A 23,805-nucleotide genomic window follows, 5' to 3' on the forward strand; every position below is an offset into this window, starting at 1 on the left:
AATATAGTTACATGAGCAGCATAGCGACGATGGTTGTGGCAGCAAGCCCTGCTGCAACTGGGATCAGATTCCGGCGGGCCAATTCAAACGGGCTGACCCGGCAAATGGCGGCAGCGGGAATTAACGCCCAAGGAATTAAAGTTCCTCCTCCAATCCAAATTGCTGCAATCTGTCCGAGAGCGGTTAAAGTGGCTGTGCCTTCGCCAAGTGCGGTACCGAATAGGCGGGCAGCGGAGCCGGCCAGTGATATTCCGGAAAAACCAGATCCGTCTAATCCGGTTATAGCGCCTATTCCCGCTAAGGCAACAGCCGCAATTTCTTTTGTCAAGGGAACAATGCTTGCCAATGCTACTCCAAGGTCATTGACAATTCCCTGGGATCCATTGGGAAGCTCGTTTCCGGTAATCTGTATATAACCGGCATCACCGAGATAAAAAAAGGCCGCTATCGGAATCACTGGGCCGAAAACTTTGAAACCGAATTGAAATCCTTCTATAAAATAGCCGGTCGTTTTTTCTAGTCCTTTTCTTTTATGGGCTGCTAAGGACAGAAGGAAAAGAAGGCAGACCGAGGTCCCGCCGATCAGAGCGGTTGCCTCTCCTCCTTGAATCTTCCAAATAGACATTGCCGCCACATCTCCTAAAAAGACCGCCGGAACCAGAATGGCAAATGCTGTTCTTAGCCGTCCCTTAAGCAAAGTCTTCTCTTCGATGGCAGACTCTTTTTCCTGGAATTCTGATTCAGTAAAAAGGCCGCGCTGCATATCCCTTTTTAATAGAACAAACGCGGTGATTGTACTGACAGCTCCCATTGTCAGGACTAAAGGAATGCTGGCGTGGAGAATGTCTGAGACTGGCAGTCCTGCTGCATCCGCTGTCAGCTTCGGTGCGGCCTGGATAATGAAATCTCCAGATAAGGCGATTCCGTGTCCGAACAGGTTCATTGCCATGGCTGCCCCGATGGCGGGAAGTCCTGCTCGCAATGCAGCCGGAAGGAGAATAGCGCCAAGGAGCGCTACCGCCGGGGAAGGCCAGAAAAAAGAAGAAATCATCATCATAAGAAGCCCAATGACCCAATAGGCGAGTACAGGGCCTTTAATCAGTTTCGTGAAAGGGGAAATCATCACATCATTAACACCCGACTGGTTTAAAGCCTTGCTCAGTGACACAATAATAGAGATAACAAGAATGGTAGGCAGCAGCTCGGTTATGGCAAAAACAAAACTATTAAAGATGCTGCTGACAGAGCCAGTCAGGCTGTCGGTTGAAATAATAGAAATAGTTAAAATGCCCAACGTGGAAATAATCGTAGTATCAAGCCTCCTGATCATAAAAAGGATGATCAGCAGGATGAATCCTGCGTATATCCAGTGGAGGCTGCTTAATTGAACGGCCATGGCTTTCACTCCTGCCTTTTCTGTTTCGAAGAGAAGTCTATGGCTTTGAAGGAGACAAAATCTTTCTGGAACCAATTCTCTTCTGGAGCAGTATATGAATAGGCTTTTAATTGGTGATTGGGCCGGATGAAATCCCGGCAGTGAAGGAAAGATAAAAGGGCTTAGAATGCAGACATTCTGAGCCCTTTTGGCAGTTACTCCGTAATAAGAGAATATTCAGTTTCATAGGCTGAACCGGAAAAGAGGGGCTTAGTTGATGTCCCTTTTGTGCTGTCGGCGTAGAATTTCACTTCGGAGTAAGATGGGGAGCTTTTCCAATCCCGATAGGATCTTTCATTTTCCCAAACGGTCAGCAATACATACGTATCGGATTTAACCGGCCGTAAAAAGCGGAGTGCAATCAGTCCGGCCTCCCTTGAAACCGGAACAATGTTTTTCTTCATTTTAAGCTCAAACATGGATTGGTCATCAATTTCCACGGGAGTATGATACATGGCTGTGATTCCGTTTTCAGGCCAGTCTCCGACACTTTCGATGACTTCAAACTTTCTTGGTGAGCTGAACAGCGTTTTCCCTTCCGTTTCATGAAGCAATAAGGTTTTCTGGCTGTTTTGCATCATCAGGATTTTTTCTTTGGGGTGTTTTTCCTTTTTGGGCTTTAAAAAATTGTATGAACCGGTTGTGATATATATATTCATGGATGTTCCCCCTTTGCATATAAGTGGTCCAGCTATACAGTGCTGGCTGCTTCTACTAAATTTATACCCGAAAAGAGGATAAAATAGTAGATTTTTTGACAATTAATTGTGTTGGCTATACTTCTTTTATCGAAAAAGCTATAGTTAGATGAGATGATTTTTAAATTTGTTCATCCTTCTGATATTCTATGTACGAAGATGATATGATACAGGGCATTTTTGCTTGAAAGGTGGATATTAAATTATATGGTAAATAAAATCACGAATGATACATTTCTGAAGGCGGCGCGGGGAGAAAAGACCGATTATATCCCAGTCTGGTATATGCGCCAGGCAGGAAGATCACAGCCTGAATACAGGAAAATCAAAGAGAAATATTCATTATTCGAGATCACGCATCAGCCCGAGCTATGTGCATATGTCACCCGGCTGCCTGTCGAACAGTATGGGGTGGATGCAGCTGTTTTATATAAGGATATTATGACACCGCTGCCGGCAATCGGCGTTAATGTAGAAATTAAGTCCGGCATCGGTCCGGTTATTGATAATCCCGTCCGCTCTATGCAGGATGTGGAAAAACTCGGAGAATTGAATCCTGAACAGGATATTGCCTATGTGCTTGATACCATCAAACTTTTGACGGAAGAACAATTATCAGTTCCGCTGATCGGCTTCTCAGGAGCCCCGTTCACGATCGCTTCCTATATGATTGAGGGCGGACCGTCCAGGAACTATCATAAAACGAAAGCATTTATGTATTCTGACCCGGCAGCCTGGTTTGCTTTAATGGACAAGCTGGGTGATATGGTTATTACATATGTCAAGGCGCAAATCAAGGCGGGAGCTTCTGCTATTCAGTTATTTGATTCATGGGTAGGAACATTGAATGTTGAAGATTACCGCCAGTTTATTAAACCGGTCATGGAACGGATTTTCTCCAGCCTCAGAGAGGAGAAGACACCCTTAATCATGCATGGTGTCGGAGCAAGCCACTTAGCGCTGGAGTGGAATTCTCTTCCTCTGGATGTTGTCGGACTGGACTGGAGACTGCCAATTTCAGATGCGAGAAGCCTTGGTGTCACAAAGGCTGTTCAGGGGAATCTTGATCCATCTTATTTGTTAGCATCCTGGGATGTAATCGAAGCTAAGGTGAAGCAAATCCTTGATCAGGGAATGGAAAAGCCAGGCTTCATATTTAATTTAGGCCATGGCGTATTTCCGGAAGTAAATCCTGAGACGCTAAAGAGAATGACCGCATTTGTTCATGATTATTCTGCACGAAGATAAGAACGGCCTAATACAAGCGGTTCATTTGCTAAATGGAAGGCAAACATACAAAATGGTACATGAAAATAAATCATTATCGAGGTGTAAATGGCATGGGAAGAAAAAAAATGGGACTTCTGGTTATGGCTTATGGAACGCCTTATACTGAAGAAGATATAGAAAGATATTATACACATATCCGTCATGGAAGAAAGCCGTCTGATGAGCTGATTGAAGATTTAAAAGGAAGATATAAAGCAATCGGCGGGCTTTCTCCTTTAGCCAAAATTACAGAAGGCCAGGCAGCTGCACTAGAAGCTGATTTAAACAAAGTTCAGGACAAAATTGAATTCAAGGCTTATCTAGGTCTTAAGCATATCGAGCCGTTTGTTGAGGATGCTGTTCAAAAAATGAATGAAGATGGGATTACTGAAGCTGTCAGCATCGTCCTTGCGCCGCATTTTTCAACTTTCAGCGTAAAATCATACAATGGGCGTGCACAGGAAGAAGCCGCAAAATATGGGATGAAGATCACTTCTGTTGAAAGCTGGTATGATGAGCCGAAGTTCATTCAATTCTGGGTAGATCAATTAAAGAACATTGTTGGCTCCATGTCTCCTGAAGAGAGGGAGAATTATGCGCTGATTGTTTCTGCGCACAGCCTTCCGGAGAAAATCCTTCAGTTCGGGGATCCATATCCCAAACAGCTGGAAGAGACAGCAAAATGGATCGCGGAAGGTGCCGGCGTGAAAGAGTATGCCGTAGGCTGGCAAAGCGCCGGACAGACTCCGGAGCCATGGCTTGGACCGGATGTGCAGGATTTGACAAGAGATTTGTACAAAGAGAATGGATATAAGGCTTTTGTCTATATTCCTGTTGGATTCGTTTCCACTCATTTGGAAGTTCTATATGACAATGATTATGAGTGTAAGGTTGTTACAGAGGAAATTGGAGCAAGCTATTATCGTCCTGACATGCCCGATGTGCAACCGCCGTTTATCGAAGCTCTTTCAGCAGTTGTCCTAAAAAAACTGGGGAAAGCGTAATCCATCCAGGCAGCCTGATGAGGGCTGTCTGTGCTTTTATTTTTTCCTGTTTTCCAAGTCCGTCCGAAAAGGGTATGATAGAGATAGACCAGCTCTTTTTCAAAAGGTTGATTTACGTTTTGAAAGAGGCAGTTTAGAGGTGTATTTATGGCGATCGATCGAAAAAAATTAATATTAGAAGCCGCAACCAAGTCTTTTTCCCTTTTTGGCTACAAAGCGACCACTATGGATCAGGTTGCAAAAATAGCAAATGTCGGTAAAGGTACAATATATACGTTTTACACGAATAAAGAGGAACTTTTTAAGGAAATCGGGAACCGTCTTATTGAAGAAATGAAGTATGAGGCAGAGCAAGTAATGAATCCGGAACTTAGCTTTTACGAAAACCTCCATCGGACTGTTTACCGTTTGCTGGAATTCAGGCAGGAACATCAATTATCCATGAAATTGCTTGAAGAAGAAAGGGAAATTGGGACTCCTGCTGTTCAGGAATTGGTAAAAGAAATGGAAGGGGCTATTGTTTCTTATATAAAGAATAAGCTGCAAAGCGCGATTGAGAAAGGATACATTGTTGAATGCGATCCGGAAATCACGGCGTTTGTTATGCTTAAGCTTTATTTAGCACTGATTTATGACTGGGAAAAGAATCATGCCCCGTTAGAAAAAGAAAAAATTGCTTCCTTATTCGATTTATATCTGTTTCAAGGACTCTCTGCCCGCTGACATATAAAAGGCCTGCTTCCTATCGGGAAGCAGGCCTTTTATGTTAGTAAATTTGGGGTAATACAGTTAGGGGAACTGTATTGTATGGAACATCCAGCGAACGAAAGCGGATGGAGGTACCCATCACAGATTATTCTATCTCCAGGCAATGATCACATTTATTTCCGTAGCATTCATGCTGTTCTTCAATCTTATTACCACAGGACATGCACTGTTTGGCGGGAAGGTTTCTAAAGAACTCGACACAGCTTTGAATCATGTAAATCATCCTCCTATATTGATAGAATAATAATTTTCTTGATGGTTACATTGTATTATAACAGTTTGGCTGTGTCAATATATTGTTTTATAACATGTTTGAAAAAGGTGAAAAGCGAGTCATAATGGTTTATATTATGTGTAGTAAAGACCAAGATGGGGGATGAGACAATGAAAATTACCGTGATTGGCTGTTGGGGCGGATATCCTGCTAAGAATGAAGCCAGTTCTGGATATTTGCTGGAATATGAAAACTATCGCATTTTGCTCGATTGCGGAAGCGGTGTCTTATCAGAATTGCAAAATCACTTGAAACCGGGAGAGTTGGATGCGGTAGTCCTTACCCATTACCATCCCGATCATGTAGCAGATATCGGTGTGCTGCAGCATGCCATCTTAATTGACCAATTCTTGGGTCAAAAGAGGGAGAATCCTCTGCCGATTTATGGACATGATTTAGACAAGGCAGAGTTTGATAAACTTACATATAAAAATATTACGAAAGGAATTGCATACTCAGAAGAACAGCCATTGAAGATCGGTCCTCTCACCTTTACCTTCATGAAAACGGAACATCCAGTACCATGTTTTGCGATGAGGATTGAGGCAGAAGGGGATACGATTGTTTATACAGGGGACAGCTCCTATATGGATGAACTGGCCGAGTTCTCTAAAGACGCAAATGTATTGGTTTGTGAAAGCAATTTTTACAGTGATATGGATGCTTCAAAAGCCGGACATATGACAGCCAAAGAAGCTGGAATTACAGCACGAAAAGCAGATGTTCAATTGCTGCTGCTGACCCATTTGCCTCACTATGGAGAATTGGAGCAGCTAAAAAAAGAAGCAGCAGAGGAATTCCCAAGGGAAATTGCCATAGCCAGGTGCAGGCTGGAATTTCAATTATAAGGAAGCGACAGTTGAGGAGGGTGCAAGAACATGCTTTTTATCGACAATAAAGGAATAACAGACCCGCAAATCAATCTCGCAATAGAGGAATTTGCGTTAAGGCATTTAAATATTGATGAAACATATTTACTGTTTTATATTAATCAGCCATCCATCATAATAGGAAGAAACCAAAATACGGTGGAAGAAATTAATACAGACTACGTGGAAGAACAGGGAATAACAGTAGTCCGGCGCCTGTCAGGGGGCGGAGCTGTCTATCATGATCAGGGAAATTTGAATTTCAGCTTTATTACAAAGGATGACGGAGAAAGCTTTCATAATTTCTTAAAGTTCACTGAGCCGGTTGTTAAGGCACTGGGAAAACTGGGCGTGAAGGCTGAACTGAGCGGCCGCAACGATTTAATGGCCGAAGGAAAAAAAATCTCGGGCAATGCGATGTTTGCAACTAAAGGCCGGATGTTCAGTCATGGAACACTGCTTTTTAATTCAGAAATGGAACATATTGTTTCTGCGCTGAAAGTAAAGAAAGAAAAAATTGAATCAAAAGGAATTAAATCGATCAGGAGCCGTGTTGGCAATATTGCGGATTTCATGGAAAAGTCCATGACAATAGAGGAGTTCAGATCGTTTCTATTAAAAAATATTTTCGAAGGAACAGAGGAAATTCCTGAGTATGTGCTGACGGAAAAGGATTGGGAGAAAATTCATGAAATATCTAAAGAAAGATATCAGAATTGGGATTGGAATTACGGTAAATCACCCAAATTTGATGTCCAGGCCTCCCATCGGTTCCCAGTCGGCACAATCGATTTTCGCTTTGAAATTAATAAAGGCATCATTCAATACTGCAAAATTTTCGGCGATTTCTTTGGCGTAGGGGAAGTTGCAGAAATTGAAGATAAATTAACGGGTATACGGTACGAGAAAGAAAAGATTCGGGAAGCTTTATCAGGAGTTGACGTGAAACATTATTTTGGCAATGTATCAAAAGAAGAACTGCTAAATTTGATTTATTGATACCGGAAAACCGCTTGAAGTTCCATTTTGAGCGGTTTTTCTGTTATTTAAGTGTGTATTTTCTGGCTTAAGCGAAAATATTCTTGCTGGAATGATTTTCTTTTACTATAATATGAATTGTAAAAACATTTATTGGTAAATGAATGATTAATCATTCAATATCTTTGAGAGGAAGAAGGGGGAGGGGAAATGAATATATCAGACAGGCTCCGCGAAACTGCTAGGCAAAGCGCTGAGAAATCAGCCTATTATTTCATGGATCAGGCCGCCACATATGGTGAACTTGATGCCGCTGTAACTAGGTTTGCTGCCGGACTTCATAAATTAGGTATAAAAAAGGGCGACCACGTGGCATTACTGTTAGGGAATTCGCCGCATTTTATTATCAGCATGTACGGTGCATTAAGAGCCGGAGCTACGGTAATTCCAATCAATCCAATCTATACTTCTGATGAGATCCGTTACATAATCAATAACGGAGATGTAAAAATCGTCATTGCCATTGATAAGCTTATGCCTGTGTTTAATCAACTGGATCCCGTTTTAACAAGCGTTCAGCAATACATTATATGTGAAACGGGAGATGGAAACGGAAGTTTGGAATCGCTGTCCAAAAAAATGAAATCGTTTACAAGTTTAATTTCTTCCGGAACAGCAGACTTTCAAGGCCCTGTATTGGATGAAGAGGATGTTGCTTTGATTCTATATACTTCCGGGACAACCGGAAAGCCGAAAGGAGCTATGCTGACCCAAAAAAATTTATTTTCAAACGCGAGTGATATTGGCGCTTACGTAAAAATAAATGGGGATGACCGAGTGATCACTGCATTGCCGATGTTTCATGTCTTCAGCCTTACAGTCGTCTTGAACGCTCCGCTGTTAGCCGGTGCAACTCTCTTAATTGTTCCGCATTTCAGTCCAAAAGAAATTTTCAGATTGATAAAAAAATATGAAGCTACCGTTTTTGCGGGCGTACCAACGATGTATAACTACCTTTACCAGTATGCAGAAGGAACAGCGAGTGATTTAAAGTCACTGAGGCTATGCCTGTCCGGCGGTTCGGCTATGCCGGTAGCCTTGTTGAATTCTTTTGAACAAAAATTTAATGTGCGTCTTTCCGAAGGGTACGGTTTGTCAGAAGCTTCCCCAGTCACTTGTTTTAATCCGCTGGACCGTCCGCGAAAAGCGGGCTCAATTGGTACTTCCATTCTGAATGTGGAAAATAAAGTAGTGAATCCTTTGGGTGAGGAACTCCCGCCGGGGGAAGTCGGAGAGCTGATTGTCAGAGGGCCTAACGTAATGAAAGGGTATTACAAAATGCCGGAAGAAACGGCTGCTGCTCTTAAAGATGGGTGGCTTTACACCGGTGACTTGGCAAGAATGGATGATGAAGGCTACTTTTTTATCGTGGACCGAAAAAAGGAATTGATTATTGTCGGCGGATATAATGTTTATCCCCGTGAGGTAGAAGAAGTATTATATGCACACCCGCAAATTGTTGAAGCGGCAGCGGTCGGTGTACCAGATCCGGCGCTGGGAGAGACGGTACATTGTTTTATTGTTCGAAAGGAAGGTTCACTGACTGAAGAAGAAGTGATTGCTTACTGTACTGAGCATCTAGCTAAATATAAAGTTCCCTCCTTTATTGAATTTTTGGATGAACTGCCTAAGAATACAACTGGAAAGATTCTTCGCCGTTCCTTAAAGCAGAAAGTCCAGTCAGGCTGATCGCTAAGTGCCGGCTCAAGATTATCCTAAACGGGATAGTCTTTTTTTATTTTTAAAGGCTTATTTCATGTTATCTGTGCCTTATTTCCCTCATTTGGATGGATAATAGGTGTTCCTTGATTATGGGAAACAAAACCGTTATCATAGTTAGTAAAAAAATTTTCAACATGAAGAGGAGGAACAGTAGCATGAGGGATGTGACACTGCTTCAAATTTTTGAACATCGGATCGCTCAAAAATATTTGAATCGTTCCGGAATGGCTCATGCGATTGCGGTCGCATATCATGCATTTAATCTTGCCAAGGAGTACAAGGTAGATCCGGACACCGCGGCTAAAGCTGGATTTATGCATGACATGGGGCATTTTACTTGGTATCGCAATGGAAAATGGGACTATGATTTATACAAGCAAAATGACATTCATCCGATAAAAGGGGCTGAAAGGGCTCATAAATTGTTAATCAGGCTCGGAGAAAACCCGGTTAAAGCAAAAACAATCTCCCATGCCATCCTGTTTCATACTGATTCTTTTTTACCCTCTAACGACATTGTCCGAACACCTTTGCAGCAGATTGTAAAATGGGCAGATGAAAAGGATGAGGAAGAAGGCGGGCTGCATCATTATCGAAAAATAACCCCAGAACGTGCAAGGGAAAGTATCATCAGGCTCGATACGCTGATCGATGAAGAAGAAAAGAAAGAATTGCTGTCCTGATCTAATGACTGGCAGTATGTCATGATTTTAGAGGATAGGGGTAAAGCAGGAAATTCTTAGTATGGGTAAGAATTTACTGGAAGAAATGGATCTTTTGTGAATCCAGAGTGAAGGCCCGACACATGGAGGCATCAGTACGTTGGATAAAATTCAGGCCCGGTTCATGTCTCCGATAGTGCAGCATGAACAAAAATATCAATTTTCTCTGCTTTCTCTGCGAGAAATTTGATATTTTTTATTTTGTCCAGGCGTCTATCGACCAGCCGGAGCTCTCGGCATCCATAATTTCCAAATTCAGGAGACCTTTTGCTGTATATCCGCATCTTCTATCTTATATAATTTAATTATTCGGTGAGCCTTCATTCACTTTGTGCGCTGCACGGCCGCGGGACAATAGTCCAGCTTGTTTCCGGAGACTTTTCTTTTCTATAACTTTTCCTGCTTTTTTACAGTTTTTTGTGATTTTCGGGTTCTAACCTGTCTAATTTGGACTTACATTAATAGAAGGTTCCTATAGAAGGAGGAGGCACAATGACTAGAAAATGGGCAGGCTATGCCGTAGGATTTTTTTTAGTATATTTGGCGGTCATGTACTGGTATATATTTTTCGGGGCTGACACCTCTATTCCTGAGGCACTGAAAGGGACTGGGGCAGATCCGGAAACCTTTTTATCCCCAAGGGAGCTAATGCTCAGTGAAGAATATTCCGGCATTCGTAATTTTCTCTTTTTTTCCTCAGCTCCATATGAATGGCTCGTCTATTTCTTGATATTGCTGTTTGGCATCTCGCGCCGTTTTGAGCAATGGTCCAGGATGACTGTACGCTGGAAAATTGTCCGGACAGCTGTTTACCTTTTTTGGCTTTCCCTGCTTACATATATAGCCGCATTTCCTATTTCTTATATTAGCTACAGTTACAGCAGAAAATATCAAATCAGCACGCAGTCTTTCTCATCGTGGATGAAGGATGAGGTGATCGATTTCTGGGTCAGTTTTGCGATGATGCTTCTGATTGTCTCGGTTCTCTACTGGCTCATGAAAAAAGCGAAAAAGAGATGGTGGCTCTATGCCTGGCTGCTGTCGATTCCCTTTTCCATTGTTCTGATGTTCATCCAGCCAGTTCTAATTGATCCTTTATACAATGACTTTTATCCGTTAAAGAATAAAGAACTGGAAACGAAAATACTGGAGATGGCTAAGCAAGCGGATATTCCTGCTGATCATGTGTATGAAGTGAATATGGCTGAAAAGACTAATTCACTCAATGCCTATGTAACAGGCATTGGTTCGAATTCCAGAATCGTCCTCTGGGATACGACACTTAATAAGCTGGAAGAGAAGGAAATTTTGTTCATCATGGCGCATGAGATGGGGCACTATGTGGAGAAGCATATTTACATCGGCATTGGAGGCTACATTCTGCTTACTCTGGCCGGTCTGTGGCTGACAGCGAAGCTGATGAATGGCATTGTCAGGCGCTGGGGCCACATACTGAAGGTCTCTTCGGTGGCAAGTCTAAGTTCTCTTCCATTATTCCTCCTGCTTATTTCAGTTTTGTCCTTTGTCTCCGATCCGCTGACAAATTATGTTTCCCGATACCAGGAAACAAGGGCTGATCACTATGCGATTGAAATGACGAAGGATCAAGAGGCGGCCATACACACATTTCAAGAGCTGACCAGGTCAGGGCTCAGTCAGGTAAACCCGCCGGCACTGGTAAAATGGATTCGCTATTCTCATCCGCCTATGCTGGAAAGAATTGAAGCAGTGGAGAACGGAAAATTGGATACAAAGTAAAGCCGGCAGCTGTATGCCGGCTTTTCCTATGCAATCCATAGGTGAAAAAAGTCTATGAGTCTATTTTTCAGAAAAAACAATCATTTTTCTAACCTATTAATTTTTAATATAATTAATTAACTCGGATTTATTTGACGGTTTGATTGTAATATTTATGAAACAGGTCAAATGATTGGCTTCGTGTTGCAGTCTATGTGAAGGAGAAAAGGCATGCGAAATATTTTATTTATCATTTTTGGTTCAGTATTGGTTGGAGTAGCTTATAATTTCTTTTTAATTCCGCATAAGATTTTAAGCAACGGACTTAGCGGCATCGCCATATTGCTTGGAATTGTCACTCCTATTAATACAGGAGTTCTCAACTTCTTGCTGAATCTGCCTTTGTTGGTGTTGGGAATCATTAAGCTTGGCAGGAAATTCATCGGATACACCATTCTCTCAGTAGCAATCTTATCGATCAGTCTGTATTTGATCCCCATTTATGCAATCTCCTCAGAACCATTTCTATCCACGCTCTTTGGAGGCGTTCTGACCGGTGCAGGTATCGGTATCATATTCAGGGGATCCGGCTCATCAGGAGGGCTGGATATTATTGCTGTCCTTCTCACAAAAAAGCATGATTTTCCTTTAGGTGCATTGCTTTCTGCTATGAATGCAGTCGTTGTGCTGATTTCAGGCTTTGTATTTGGATGGGATGCCGCTTTGTATACGCTTGTCAGCATTTATATAACCGGCAAAGTAATTGACACTGTTCACACGAATCATATCAAACTCACGTTAATGATTGTAACCAAACATGGAGAAGAGATGAAGCAGAAGCTCTTGAGCAGTCTCTATCGGGGTATTACGATCATGGACGGTCAAGGAGCCTATTCAGGTGAAGAGAAAAAGATATTGATGACGGTTATCACTAGATATCAACTGACTGATGTAAAAGCAATCATTGCGGAAGTCGATCAAAATGCTTTCGTTAATATTACGGAAACAACCGAAGTTGTAGGCATGTTTCATAAAGGGTAGGAAAAACCCTCCCCACCTAGGGGAGGGTCAGAGTGTCGGCAAAAGGCATTGAGAGGATCCCCTCTCGGTGCCTTTTGCCATTTTGGATGAACTTACGGTTAAAATCTGTTGATTTCCGCTTCGAGCACTTGCTTTCCGGGAAGACCCGCTATCGGTGATCGATCTTGTAGGGTCTCACCTGTCCCGTATTCCTCCAGTCATGCTCCACCAGCTTGGGACAACTCCACCAGTTTGCCAACAAGCTTTAGTGGTCATTTCTCAAATTCATCTCTGCAAATATAAGTATCCCCAGAATTTCTCAGGAGAAACCGGCTTTTCCCCAGGTTCCTCGCGATCCTAAATAAGTTTCAATGGGAGTTTTCCTTCATAGATACATGTTTTTTACGGCTGTTTTTTATCAATTTATTTGCTCTCGCTTTTGCATGTTTAGAATCTAAGAAGGTATGGTCAGCAGATAACAATTCGTTATCCGTACTATCTTTCCAAATAGGATCCGACGTTTTCGAACTCATTTGAATCACTCCTTTGTTTTACCCTTTCTTGCCAAATAGAAAGTTTTTGGAATCTTTTTATTATTTTTTTGCTTTGAAAGAGTAAATTTATGGTACTATTGGATTATATTTATATATAAAGAGGTGAAAAGATGAAAAATAATCATCAAGGTTTAGTAGAAGAGTATGAAATAACCCCGCAAACTTTAATCGTTATGCCTTTTGAATACGGCATCAAAATTTATTCCAGAATCATCGAATTGGAAGATGATTTTATTTCTCCCTTCAGGCCTTTGGATACAATAAAAAAAAGCTGTGAATATTTTGGAAGCAGCTATGACGGCAGGAAGCAAGGGACCAAACAATTAATTGGGATTACACATAAGGCGCCAATTGCAATTGACCCGACAAACTCCATTTTTTTCTTTCCCACAACCTCTGCAATGCGTCCCCAATGTGTCTGGATCTCACATGAGCATGTGAAATTTTTCAAAAGATTGGACTCAAGAAGAACATTGGTCCGGTTTCGCAATAATATTGAGACGGAGCTTGAAATCTCAAGCAGCTCCTTTGAAAATCAGCTACATAGAACAGCTTATTTGAAATCAAAATTGAACTCCAGAATTGAAGAAACAAGAAGGAGGGCTCTATACTCCGATAAAGAGATAGACTCAGTCCAGGCATCCGAGCATGCAGCCCGTTACCGTCCTGGGATGTAAGGGTAAAAGGGGGAATTTACACAAAAAAGGCCTTTTCTCTGTCTGGAATCGGCCTTTTTGAAGGAGAGCTTTATCTGCTGCCGCCGTTCAAAATACCTGCTCAGTCTCTTCGGGAAAATTGATTCAGGGCTCTTTTGAAAAGCAGGATAATAGCAGAGATTACTAGAAAAACAAGGAAAAAAGCGAGGAATCCCCATAAACCTACTATGGCATCTTCAAACTCCATATTTCCTCTGTTTGTCAGTGCCTGCTGAATTTCAATCGCAAAAACGAGCACAATCATAAATGTGAAAGTATAGAGAAAAGAAAGAATCGTAATGCCGTATGGAAGGGAAATAAGAATTTTTGAGATTAAAAGCACAAACATAAAAATAATAATACCGATAATTCCCATAATCCAGAAGTGGAGGTCTTTATCTGTTAAATTAAGACCAAGTGTGTCAAAAACAAATATCTCTATAAAATCATGCATATTATTTACTATGTCTACCATAGTTTGAATAATGTCTTTCAATGTATCACTCCTTATTTGTCTATTATATCAGCCAGATCTCCTGGGCGGAAATAAAAATAGACAGCCAGGCTAATATGTATGAGCGCTCTGTCAGCCTTTATGCATGTTTAAAAAATAACGGATCATGATGGTTTCTGTCATATTTCTCAGGCGGGGATTGAAATAATTATGCTGCTCCTCATATCCTTTATAGCTGAAAAGGTACATAGTAAACGTTTCATCTCGTCTAATCTCGCGGATCTTGATGTTTTCCTTCCTTAGATAACGGCGTGCTTCCAACAAATCTTGCTGTACGTTCTTTAAGATTTCTTCTATAAGGGAAGAATAAGGTTTTTTTAATTTAAATGGGCTTATTTCAATCACTCTTAAATCTCTGTTTAAAATGGTGGCCACCATAGGAAGATATATGGCTTCTTCAATGATCTCTCTGTCGTGTTCAGGAATACGGGTCATCCTGCTGTCTCCTTTCATTAAGGTTTTAATTTGTAAGAAAGTTTTACAGGAAAAGAACAAATGTTCCCTTTTATATTAATACATTCTTGAGAGGCCCGCAAGGATAAACGGGAAGAGCGAGGGGCTATTCGCATAAACTTCGATTATCGTTTCCCAAAAATGGGAATGTATGAACATATAAAATCTTTTCTTGTTTTTTTTATACAAAGTGGTATACCTAAATTAAGAATGATTTTTTTACATACAATTCCAAGGGAGAAAATTATGGATTTTGATTCAATTCGTGAGTGGATTACGCAGGAAAATATATATGAATGGATTCAGGAGTACCGTTCTTTAGGACCGTTTGTGGGAATACTTCTTACACTGCTTGAAGCTTTCCTTCCATTCTTGCCTTTATTTGCTTTTGTATTAGCCAACGCTAATGCATTTGGTCTGTGGTGGGGCTTCCTTTTTTCATGGGCAGGAGCTGTCGGCGGAGCTTTTCTCGTCTTTATGATTTTCAGAAAGTATGGACAGGCTAAGTTTTTTCATTTTTTAAAAAAGCATAAGCAAGTGAAAAAACTTATGGACTGGCTTGATTATCATGGGTTTGGGCCGCTGTTTTTGCTGATGTGTTTCCCTTTTACACCTTCTGCTATTGTAAATGTTGTGGCAGGACTGTCGAAAATAAGTCCTGTTCAATTTGGACTTGCACTCATATGCGGTAAGTTTGTGATGATTTTTACCATCAGTTACGTAGGGTATGATGTCGTTTCCCTCCTCCATCAGCCAATACGGACAGCAATCGTCTTGATTGTTATTTTTATTCTCTGGTTTGTGGGAAAAAGAGTAGAAGTCCGTTTAAATAAAAGTATGAAAAGGGAAAAAAGCAAATAGACATCAATAAGGCTTTAGGTGATAGGGGTGCAGAGCGGTGGGAAAAAACAGGAAAGGCTCTTTGTTTGATTGGCTAAAGGCCATCATAGTTGCCGTGATCATTGTTGCTTTAGTAAGGTCCTTCCTTTTTTCCAGTTATATTGTGGATGGGAAGTCCATGAGACCCACATTAGAGGATGGAAACAAGCTTGTCGTCAATAAAATCAGTTACCAGGTCAGTCATATTAAACGGTTCGATGTCATTGTTTTTCATGCAAATCCAAAACAAGACTATGTAAAGAGAGTGATTGGTGTACCGGGGGATTCCATTCGTTATAAGGATGACCAATTATTCATTAACGGCAAAAGGTATGAAGAGCCATATTTGGATGAATATAAATCTAGAGCTGAAGGGGAGAGTCTGACAGGGGATTTTTCTCTTGATGAACTGACGGGTTCTAAAACCGTTCCGGAAGGTAAGCTGTTTGTGATGGGGGATAATCGAATTGAAAGCTCAGACAGCAGGCACTTCGGCTTTATATCCATGAAACAAGTAGTCGGAAAAGTAGATATTAAATATTGGCCTCTTAAAGATTTAAATTCACAGACTGCTGATCAAACCGGAGAGTAAAATCCTTTTTGGCCAGTGCTCGAAATAGGCTTCTGAGAAAATGCCAGGCGAGAATCCTGCTGTCTTCTTGGGAGTTTTTTTAATGTCTGGAAAACGAACGTATGATTGGTTTTTTGTGATAAAAAGGTGTAAAATAAAAAGATAAACGAATTATTGGAAACTCAGTTTTTATAGAAAAATGTGCTTGAAACTCTGTTATGATTGGAACAGAAGCATACCTGCCCGGCAGGTTAGAAAAAGCTGTGAATGGCCCCAGAAATGGGGCTGATTGTATATAAGGAGGTTTCATATGTCACTCCAATTTCTGATTGGAAGGTCAGGTACAGGAAAAACGTCATATATTTTAGATGAAATTCGCAGCAGGCTGAGAGAAGAACCGGATGGCAATCCGCTCCTTTATCTGGTGCCTGATCAAATGACGTTCTTGTCTGAATATAAGCTGGTGAAAACACCGGATTTGGCAGGCATGGTCAGGACGCAGGTTTTCAGCTTTAGCAGGCTTGCCTGGCGTGTCTTGCAGGAAACCGGCGGGATGACAAGGATTCATTTGGACAGCGTCGGCGTTAATATGCTGATTAGGAAAATAATAGAAGACAAAAAAGAAGACCTGAAGATGTTCCGGCGATCAGCCGATAAAACAGGATTCATTGCACAGCTGGAAGAGATGGTAGCAGAGTTCAAGCAGTATTGTATCGAACCTGCTGATATTGCTGCCTTCATGAAAGGGGAGGAACCTGAGAACGGAATATCAGATAAACTCCATGATTTAGAATTGATTTATCAGGCCTTTGAAGATCGGTTGGCAGGGAAATACCTTGATTCAGAAGATTACTTCACATTGCTGGCTGAAAGAATGGAGTCGTCATCCTTTTTGAAGGAGGCGGATATTTATCTTGACGGCTTCTATAGCCTAACTCCTCAGGAATTAATGATTGTCGAGGGGCTGATGAAATACTGCCGCAGTGTTACAGTCTCCCTTACCTTGGATGAAGCGTACAGGCAATCTCCTCCCGAAGCCCTTCACCTGTTCAGGCAAACAGGAAATACGTATCATCAAATCTATCAGGCGGCTTTGCGGCTTGGGATTCCCGTTTTGGAAGATCTGTTGCTGGAGACAGAAGGCCGGTTCAGCCAAAATCGGGCTATAAAGCATCTTGAAAGCAATTTTGCTGTCCGCCCTGCAAAAGAGTATAAAGGAAATCCGGGAGTTTCCATTTCCCAAGCGGTCAGCAGAAGGGCAGAAGTAGAGGGGGTGGCAAGGAAAATCCGGGCTCTTGTCAGGAACGGCAATCTCCGGTACAGGGATATTGCGATACTTGTCAGGAATGGTGCGGCATACCATGATTTATTGGAGACTGTCTTCAATGATTATCAGATTCCTGTTTTCATAGATACAAAAAGGACCATGCTTAATCACCCTTTAATTGAATTGATCCGTTCTACTTTAGAGATTCTGACGGGCAACTGGAGATATGAATCTGTTTTCCGGGCTATTAAAACAGAGCTGCTGTTTCCCTTGCAGCCTTCTCATGAAAAAATGCGTGAACAAGTGGACAGGCTCGAAAACTATGTCCTGTCACGAGGGATCAAGGGACAGCGTTGGACCTCGCCGGAAAGGTGGACTTACCGGCGTTTCAGGGGTCTGGAACTAGAAGAAAAGGCTCAGACAACAAAAGAGCTTGAATTGGAAAATGAATTCAATGATCTGAAAGAATTGTTCACAGTGCCTATTATGAAGCTGGGCCGCCGGGTTAAAAGAGCGATAACCGGACGGGAAATGTCTGAAGCTCTGTACTTGTACCTTGAAGAGCTTCATATCCCGGAAAAATTGGAAAAGGCAAGGCTTGAGGCAGAGGAATCAGGTGATTTGGTTGCAGCCAGGGAACATGAACAATCCTGGAATGCCGTCATTGATTTATTGGATCAATTTGTTGAGCTGCTCGGAAATGAAGAGGTGAGCCTGAAGAGTTTTTCCACGATTATCGAAACGGGATTAGAGACCCTGGAGTTTTCTCTTGTGCCGCCGGCTATTGATCAGGTAGTTGTCGCTAACTTGAATCTATCCAGGATTGACGATGTTCATACGGCTTTCGTCATTGGCCTTAATGAAGGAGTTCTTCCGGGCAAAGTATCAGCAGACGGTATATTTTCTGATAATGATCGGGATGTGCTTCTTTCACGGGGCCTTGAAGTAGCTCCCGGGTCAAGCCTGCGCTTATTGGATGAAGAATTTACGGCCTATAAGGCATTCACAACGCCTGCCCAGGCACTCCATCTCTCTTATCCGCTTGCTGATGAAGAAGGGAAGGCTTTGCTGCCGTCTTCCTATTTAAAGCGGGTACGGGATGTTCTGCCTCATCTTACTGAAACCTTTTATACGAATGATCCTTCCGAATTGCCGGAAGAAGAGCAGGCAGAATTTGCGGTGAATGCTGATGTTTCCCTGTCCTATTTGACAGCGCAGCTTCAGCTGAAGAAAAGAAATTATCCTATGTCACCGGTTTGGTGGGACGTCTACAATGCTCTTATTTCCGATGATTTATGGAAACACGAAACATCAAGAGTATTGTCCAGTTTGTTTTACCAAAATAAAGCACAAGCACTGGCAGAGCATACAACAAGGGATTTATATGGTGAAAATATTTCCACAAGTGTGTCCCGCATGGAAATGTTCAACAGCTGTCCATTTTCTCATTTTGCTGCTTATGGATTAAAGCTGAAGGAGAGACAAGTGTTTCGTCTGGATGCCCCGGATATCGGTGAAATGTTCCATGGCGCCTTGAAAATGATTTCCGATTATTTATATGAAAATCAAATTTCCTGGGCCGCACTGACGAAGGAACAATGCATGATGCTTGCAAAAAAAGCGGTGGATAATCTGGCTCCTAAACTTCAGAATCAAATCTTGCTAAGTACGAACCGCCACCACTATCTGAAACGTAAATTAGAACAGGTAATCGGCAGGGCTTCGCTTGTTTTAAGTGAACAAGCCAAACTAAGCGGCTTTGCTCCGGTTGGCTTGGAACTGGGATTTGGAAAAAATGGGCAGCTTCCTCCGCTCACATTCACGCTGAAAAATGGAGTGAAGATGGAGCTTATGGGGAGAATTGACCGAGTGGATAAAGCAGTAGACGGAGAAGGTGTGTTTCTTCGGGTTCTTGATTATAAATCGAGCGAGAAGGAATTAAATGTAAGTGAAGTGTATTATGGGCTGGCTTTGCAAATGCTGACATACCTTGATATTGTCATTACTCATTCACAGGAACTGGTGGGAGAACATGCTGTTCCTGCCGGGGTGCTTTATTTCCATGTGCATAATCCGGTTGTGAAATCAAAAGGGATGATGAGTTTCGAGAAAATTGAAGAAGAAATCTTCAAGAATTTTAAAATGAAAGGTTTGCTTCTTGGCGAACCGAATGTTGTTCAGCTGATGGACCATACGCTTAGTGCGGAAGGATCCAGCAAGTCGAATATTGTACCGGCGGGCTTCAAAAAAGACGGCACATTGTCTGCCGCCTCAAAAATCGCCAGCAGTGAAGAATTCTCTTTGCTGAAAAATCATGTTCGCCATGTGTATGAAGAAGCCGGAAACCGAATGGTAGAGGGAGATGTAGGAATTGCTCCCTATAAATTAAAGGACAGGATGCCTTGCACCTTTTGTTCTTACAAATCTGTCTGCCAATTTGACCAGAGTTTAGAGGATAATGATTACAGAGTTCTGCAGGCTAAAAAACAAGAAGAGGTGCTGGACATGATCAGAAGGGAGGAGGAGCAGCATGACTAAAAGCAGCATACCGGAACTTCCGGCAGATGTGACATGGACAGAGGATCAGTGGAAGGCGATTTGGGCTAAGAATCAGGATATTCTGGTGGCAGCTGCCGCGGGTTCCGGAAAGACGGCCGTTCTTGTGAATCGTATCATTCAAAAGGTGCTCTCTGAGGAAGAACCAATCAATGTGGATGAACTTCTTGTCGTTACGTTTACGAATGCCTCTGCTGCCGAAATGCGGCATCGAATCAGCGAAGCGCTCGAAAAGGCAATCGATGAAAACCCGGCGTCGCAGCATTTGCGGAAGCAGCTGAGTCTGATTAATAAGGCCTCGATTTCAACCTTGCACTCTTTTTGTCTGGAAGTGATTCGGAAATATTATTATAAAACGAATATTGATCCAGGTTTTCGCATTGCGGATTCCACAGAGGCGGAACTGCTGCGTGATGAAGTGATGGAGGATTTATTTGAAAATCAATATGCTCAAAGCGATAATGAGGCATTTTTCAAATTGGTGGATGCTTTTACCAATGACCGCAGCGATGAAGAACTGCAGCGTATGGTACGGGCACTCCATGATTTCTCCCGTTCGAATCCAGACCCGGGAAAGTGGCTGGACCAGGCGGTTTCTATGTACGAGCTGGATGAAACAGCTGAGATTGAAGACCTGCCATTTCTAGCTGCCCTTGCCTTCGATCTCAATTTGCAAATCGAGACGGCCAGAAGTTTGCTTGAAAGGGCCATGGAGCTGACAAAAGTTCCGGGCGGTCCGGCACCGCGGGCGGAAACGTTTCAGGAGGATTTACAGATTATTGATAGGCTGTCGAAGGCCAGGGAGATTTCATGGGAGAGGCTGCACGAAGAGATTCAAACAGTCAAATTTCCAACAGCTAAGCGCTGCTCTGGATCTGATTTCAACAAGGATATTGTAGACAGAGCCACTAAATACCGGGATAAGGCAAAGAAGGTCATTAAGGGACTGCAAGAAGAGCTTTTCTCAAGAAAACCGGAACATTATCTTCAGGATATGAGGGAGCTAAAGGATTATCTGCAAACATTGGTCTCGCTTGTCAAACAATTTGATGAACGCTTTTTTACGGCAAAAGCTGAAAAGAATCTGGTCGATTTCTCGGACCTTGAACATTATTGCCTGGACATTCTGACAGGCGAAATAGATAAGGGAGTACGTATGCCTTCAGAAGCAGCCCAGGAATACCGCCGTCAATTTAAAGAAGTGCTTGTGGATGAATATCAGGATACAAACCTTGTTCAAGAGTCGATCTTGCGCTTGGTGACGGCTGATGGGGAAGAATCCGGCAATTTATTCATGGTTGGAGACGTGAAGCAGTCGATTGTGCGCCCATAAGGGTGTTGCATATTTCACCATTAGGCGGTGAATTAACTACAGAAACGGTTAATATACCAACCGACTTATCTTGGAGGGAAACCGAAGAGGGAGTGTAGCATGTCGGGATAAGTCACGAGTTAGCCTAGACGGAAAAGTTAAGACTGAGTGGCGAGGTATAATGGATAAGTATAAGGAAGAAAGCTATACTGCTTGAAGAACAGTCCGAGTGGGGCAATGCTCGACCTTCTAGGAAACCGTCTGTAACCTAGAATCCATCCTGCTTTACGTACTATATGGATGCGATAAAGCATGGGAAAGTGTACTAAATTGATACGCTGACCTAGTTTCTGATTTAATAGGATGGACGCACCCACAGATGTGGGTAAAGGATGAACGTTCCTTCCGAGAACTTATCGAGCCTGTATGCAACATACTAAATGGGGATTACCTAAGTTGGAATGCCAATAATGGCTATGTACAAAGGTACTGAATATCCAATATGGTAACGGAGTCCTCGTAGTAGTCTGAGATAGGGAAAGCCTATCACATGGCGAAGGAGGACAGCTTGCAAGGTATAAACAATGACGAAAGGAGCGAAATGCTCTATGCAAAATTCAGACGTTGTGTTATACAATCTATCCAAACAAGCTAGTAAAGAAGATTACCGTTATGACAGATTGTACAGAAATCTATACAACAAAGAGTTCTATATCAAAGCCTATGCAAAGATATACAAAAATAAAGGTAGTGCAACAAAAGGAATAGATGAAGAAACGGCAGATGGTTTTGGGGATGAAAAGATAGAATCCATTATCTCTTCATTAAAGGATGAGACATACCAACCAAAACCAGTAAGAAGAGTAAATATCCCAAAGAAAAACGGTAAAACTAGACCGCTTGGTATCCCGACCTTCACAGACAGAATTGTTCAAGAAGTTTGTAGGATGATGTTAGAAGCAATATATGAACCAACGTTCTCGGAGTTCTCTCATGGTTTTAGAGAAAAACACAGTTGTCACACGGCTCTTGTTCAAATCCGAAATACATTCACAGGGGTAAATTGGTTCATTGAAGGAGACATAAAAGGATTTTTTGATAACATAAACCATCATGCACTCATAAATATACTTCGTAAGAAAATAAGTGACGAACGCTTCATACGGCTCATTTGGAAATTTCTTAGAGCAGGGTATCTCGAAGATTGGAGATATAACAAAACGTATAGTGGAACGCCACAAGGTGGAATTGTCAGTCCGATTCTAGCGAACATTTACCTTAACGAATTTGATAACTATGTTACAAAGGAACTAAAACAAGAGTTTGACCAAGGAGAGCCAAAAAAGCGAAAGCGAAATACCGAATATCGCAAATATGATATGAGGAATCAGAGGCTCAAAAAGAAAATTGATGGGACAACTGACGGAGAAAAAAGAGAAGCCATGACACAAGAATACAAAGAGAATAAGAAGATACTGCTTAATCTCCCCTACTACGAACCCGAAAATCAAGGATATAAAAGTCTAAAGTATGTAAGGTACGCAGACGATTTCCTAATCGGAGTAAATGGAAGCAAGGAAGATTGCCAATGTATAAAAAATATGATTGGTAAATTCTTAAGCGAAAAACTTGAACTAGAAATGTCAGAAGAAAAGACCCTTATCACACACAGTTCTAAGCCTGCAAGGTTCTTAGGATATGACATAATGGTTAGCCATGACCTAACAGTTACAAAGGATAAAAACAATGTTGCAAAAAGAAGTTACCGTGGTTATATCCAGTTAAGAATTCCTAAGGGAACTATTGAAAGGGTCATCGTAGATAGAAAAATGGTCAAAGATATCGATGCGAAGCAATGGGATATGCTTCACAGACCAAGATTATTAGGTCTCTCAGACTTAGAAATTGTACAAACTTACAATGCCGAATTAAGAGGATTATACAACTACTATTCCCTAGCAGAAAATGTATCCAAGAAAATGTGGCAGTTAAAATACGTCATGGAATATAGCTGTCTTAAAACACTCGCCAACAAATACAAGTCCACAGTTGCCAAAATGAAAACAAAGTACAAACAAGGCAAATACTGGGGAGTTAAGTATCAAACGAAACATGGTGAGAAAATAGCTTTCTTCTATAAAGACGGTTTCACAAAAAGAAAAGTGAGTCACAAAAAGGATATTGATATAAAACCTAACCTTTATGTATATCAAGGTAAAACAATTTAGAACAAAGACTTAGTGCAAGAGAATGTGAACTCTGTGGAGATAATTCTCCCGATACGAAGTTTGAAATTCACCATGTTAATAAGGTGAAGAACTTAAAAGGCAAAACGTATTGGGAAATGATGATGATTGCAAAACAGAGGAAAACATTAGTTGTGTGTAAGGATTGTCATAACGAAATTCATAAAACTAGAAGATAGATATTTGTAAGTGGAGAGCCGTA

At 41.7% G+C, this 23,805-nt stretch carries 20 protein-coding genes and 1 pseudogene; 15 read left to right on the plus strand and 6 right to left on the minus strand.

Features of this window, described 5'->3' with window-relative positions; translation table 11 throughout:
* Positions 1-7: 7 nt before the first annotated feature.
* Together BQ4305_RS17425 and BQ4305_RS17430 are read right to left on the minus strand one after the other, a co-directional pair.
* Positions 8-1,396 carry a hypothetical protein gene (locus BQ4305_RS17425; RefSeq protein WP_110929026.1) on the minus strand — a complete coding sequence of 463 codons (1,389 nt, stop codon included), beginning with the start codon at positions 1,394-1,396 and terminating at the stop codon, positions 8-10.
* A gap of 194 nt (positions 1,397-1,590) precedes the next feature.
* Positions 1,591-2,094, minus strand: coding sequence for an antibiotic biosynthesis monooxygenase family protein (locus tag BQ4305_RS17430; RefSeq protein ID WP_110929027.1), 504 nt, complete (start codon positions 2,092-2,094; stop codon positions 1,591-1,593).
* Positions 2,095-2,340: 246 nt separating this feature from the next.
* On the opposite strand from BQ4305_RS17430, the gene hemE reads away from it, so the two are divergent.
* The 3 genes from hemE (at position 2,341) to BQ4305_RS17445 (ending at position 5,129) form a co-directional block, all read left to right on the plus strand.
* Positions 2,341-3,381, plus strand: a complete 1,041-nt coding sequence (hemE, locus tag BQ4305_RS17435) for a uroporphyrinogen decarboxylase (protein ID WP_110929028.1) — start codon at positions 2,341-2,343, stop codon at positions 3,379-3,381.
* A gap of 92 nt (positions 3,382-3,473) precedes the next feature.
* A complete protein-coding gene (gene hemH / locus BQ4305_RS17440) occupies positions 3,474-4,406 on the plus strand; it encodes a ferrochelatase (RefSeq protein WP_110929029.1) in 933 nt (310 codons plus the stop codon).
* Positions 4,407-4,553: 147 nt separating this feature from the next.
* A complete protein-coding gene (locus BQ4305_RS17445) occupies positions 4,554-5,129 on the plus strand; it encodes a TetR/AcrR family transcriptional regulator (protein ID WP_110929030.1) in 576 nt (191 codons plus the stop codon).
* Positions 5,130-5,259: 130 nt separating this feature from the next.
* On the opposite strand, the gene yhfH is transcribed toward BQ4305_RS17445, so the two are convergent.
* Complete coding sequence (yhfH, locus tag BQ4305_RS17450; protein ID WP_110929031.1) at positions 5,260-5,388, minus strand: protein YhfH; 129 nt, start codon at positions 5,386-5,388, stop codon at positions 5,260-5,262.
* A gap of 170 nt (positions 5,389-5,558) precedes the next feature.
* Here yhfH and BQ4305_RS17455 point away from each other — a divergent pair, with 170 nt between their 5' ends.
* The 6 genes from BQ4305_RS17455 to BQ4305_RS17480 all read left to right on the plus strand — a co-directional run bounded on the left by BQ4305_RS17455 (position 5,559) and on the right by BQ4305_RS17480 (position 12,577).
* Positions 5,559-6,296 (plus strand): MBL fold metallo-hydrolase, encoded by a 738-nt coding sequence (locus BQ4305_RS17455; protein WP_110929032.1) that lies wholly within the window; start codon positions 5,559-5,561, stop codon positions 6,294-6,296.
* A gap of 30 nt (positions 6,297-6,326) precedes the next feature.
* A complete protein-coding gene (locus BQ4305_RS17460) occupies positions 6,327-7,316 on the plus strand; it encodes a lipoate--protein ligase (protein WP_110929033.1) in 990 nt (329 codons plus the stop codon).
* Positions 7,317-7,505: 189 nt separating this feature from the next.
* On the plus strand, positions 7,506-9,044 hold the full coding sequence (locus BQ4305_RS17465; RefSeq protein ID WP_110929034.1) for a fatty acid--CoA ligase family protein: 1,539 nt from the start codon (positions 7,506-7,508) through the stop codon (positions 9,042-9,044).
* Positions 9,045-9,232: 188 nt separating this feature from the next.
* Entirely contained in the window at positions 9,233-9,760 is a 528-nt protein-coding gene (locus BQ4305_RS17470) for an HD domain-containing protein (protein WP_110929035.1), read from the plus strand.
* Positions 9,761-10,291: 531 nt separating this feature from the next.
* Entirely contained in the window at positions 10,292-11,557 is a 1,266-nt protein-coding gene (locus BQ4305_RS17475) for a M48 family metallopeptidase (protein ID WP_110929036.1), read from the plus strand.
* A gap of 210 nt (positions 11,558-11,767) precedes the next feature.
* Positions 11,768-12,577, plus strand: coding sequence for a YitT family protein (locus tag BQ4305_RS17480; protein ID WP_110929037.1), 810 nt, complete (start codon positions 11,768-11,770; stop codon positions 12,575-12,577).
* A 347-nt stretch (positions 12,578-12,924) separates the two neighbouring features.
* Here BQ4305_RS17480 and BQ4305_RS21645 read toward each other — a convergent pair whose 3' ends face one another.
* Entirely contained in the window at positions 12,925-13,089 is a 165-nt protein-coding gene (locus tag BQ4305_RS21645; protein ID WP_199880744.1) for a hypothetical protein, read from the minus strand.
* A 131-nt stretch (positions 13,090-13,220) separates the two neighbouring features.
* On the opposite strand from BQ4305_RS21645, the gene BQ4305_RS17485 reads away from it, so the two are divergent.
* A complete protein-coding gene (locus BQ4305_RS17485; RefSeq protein WP_110929038.1) occupies positions 13,221-13,787 on the plus strand; it encodes a competence protein ComK in 567 nt (188 codons plus the stop codon).
* Between the two features lie 100 nt (positions 13,788-13,887).
* Here the strand turns inward: BQ4305_RS17485 and BQ4305_RS17490 are convergent, their stop codons facing one another.
* Both BQ4305_RS17490 and BQ4305_RS17495 read right to left on the minus strand, forming a co-directional pair.
* Positions 13,888-14,301 (minus strand): hypothetical protein, encoded by a 414-nt coding sequence (locus BQ4305_RS17490; RefSeq protein WP_110929039.1) that lies wholly within the window; start codon positions 14,299-14,301, stop codon positions 13,888-13,890.
* Positions 14,302-14,391: 90 nt separating this feature from the next.
* Complete coding sequence (locus BQ4305_RS17495) at positions 14,392-14,754, minus strand: YhjD family protein (RefSeq protein ID WP_110929040.1); 363 nt, start codon at positions 14,752-14,754, stop codon at positions 14,392-14,394.
* 264 nt (positions 14,755-15,018) lie between these two features.
* Here BQ4305_RS17495 and BQ4305_RS17500 point away from each other — a divergent pair, with 264 nt between their 5' ends.
* The 5 genes and pseudogenes from BQ4305_RS17500 to ltrA all read left to right on the plus strand — a co-directional run bounded on the left by BQ4305_RS17500 (position 15,019) and on the right by ltrA (position 23,782).
* Entirely contained in the window at positions 15,019-15,633 is a 615-nt protein-coding gene (locus BQ4305_RS17500) for a TVP38/TMEM64 family protein (RefSeq protein ID WP_110929679.1), read from the plus strand.
* A gap of 37 nt (positions 15,634-15,670) precedes the next feature.
* Positions 15,671-16,243, plus strand: a complete 573-nt coding sequence (lepB, locus tag BQ4305_RS17505) for a signal peptidase I (protein WP_110929041.1) — start codon at positions 15,671-15,673, stop codon at positions 16,241-16,243.
* 289 nt (positions 16,244-16,532) lie between these two features.
* Entirely contained in the window at positions 16,533-20,027 is a 3,495-nt protein-coding gene (addB, locus tag BQ4305_RS17510; RefSeq protein WP_110929042.1) for a helicase-exonuclease AddAB subunit AddB, read from the plus strand.
* Positions 20,020-21,378, plus strand: a complete 1,359-nt coding sequence (locus BQ4305_RS17515) for a UvrD-helicase domain-containing protein (protein WP_110929043.1) — start codon at positions 20,020-20,022, stop codon at positions 21,376-21,378. The genes addB and BQ4305_RS17515 overlap by 8 nt, the downstream gene beginning before the upstream one ends.
* 587 nt (positions 21,379-21,965) lie before the next feature.
* Positions 21,966-23,782: pseudogene (gene ltrA, locus BQ4305_RS17520) on the plus strand (group II intron reverse transcriptase/maturase).
* Positions 23,783-23,805: the final 23 nt, after the last annotated feature.

The sequence above is a fragment of the Bacillus massiliglaciei genome, from assembly GCF_900098925.1.
Lineage (GTDB): Bacteria > Bacillota > Bacilli > Bacillales > DSM-1321 > Peribacillus > Peribacillus massiliglaciei.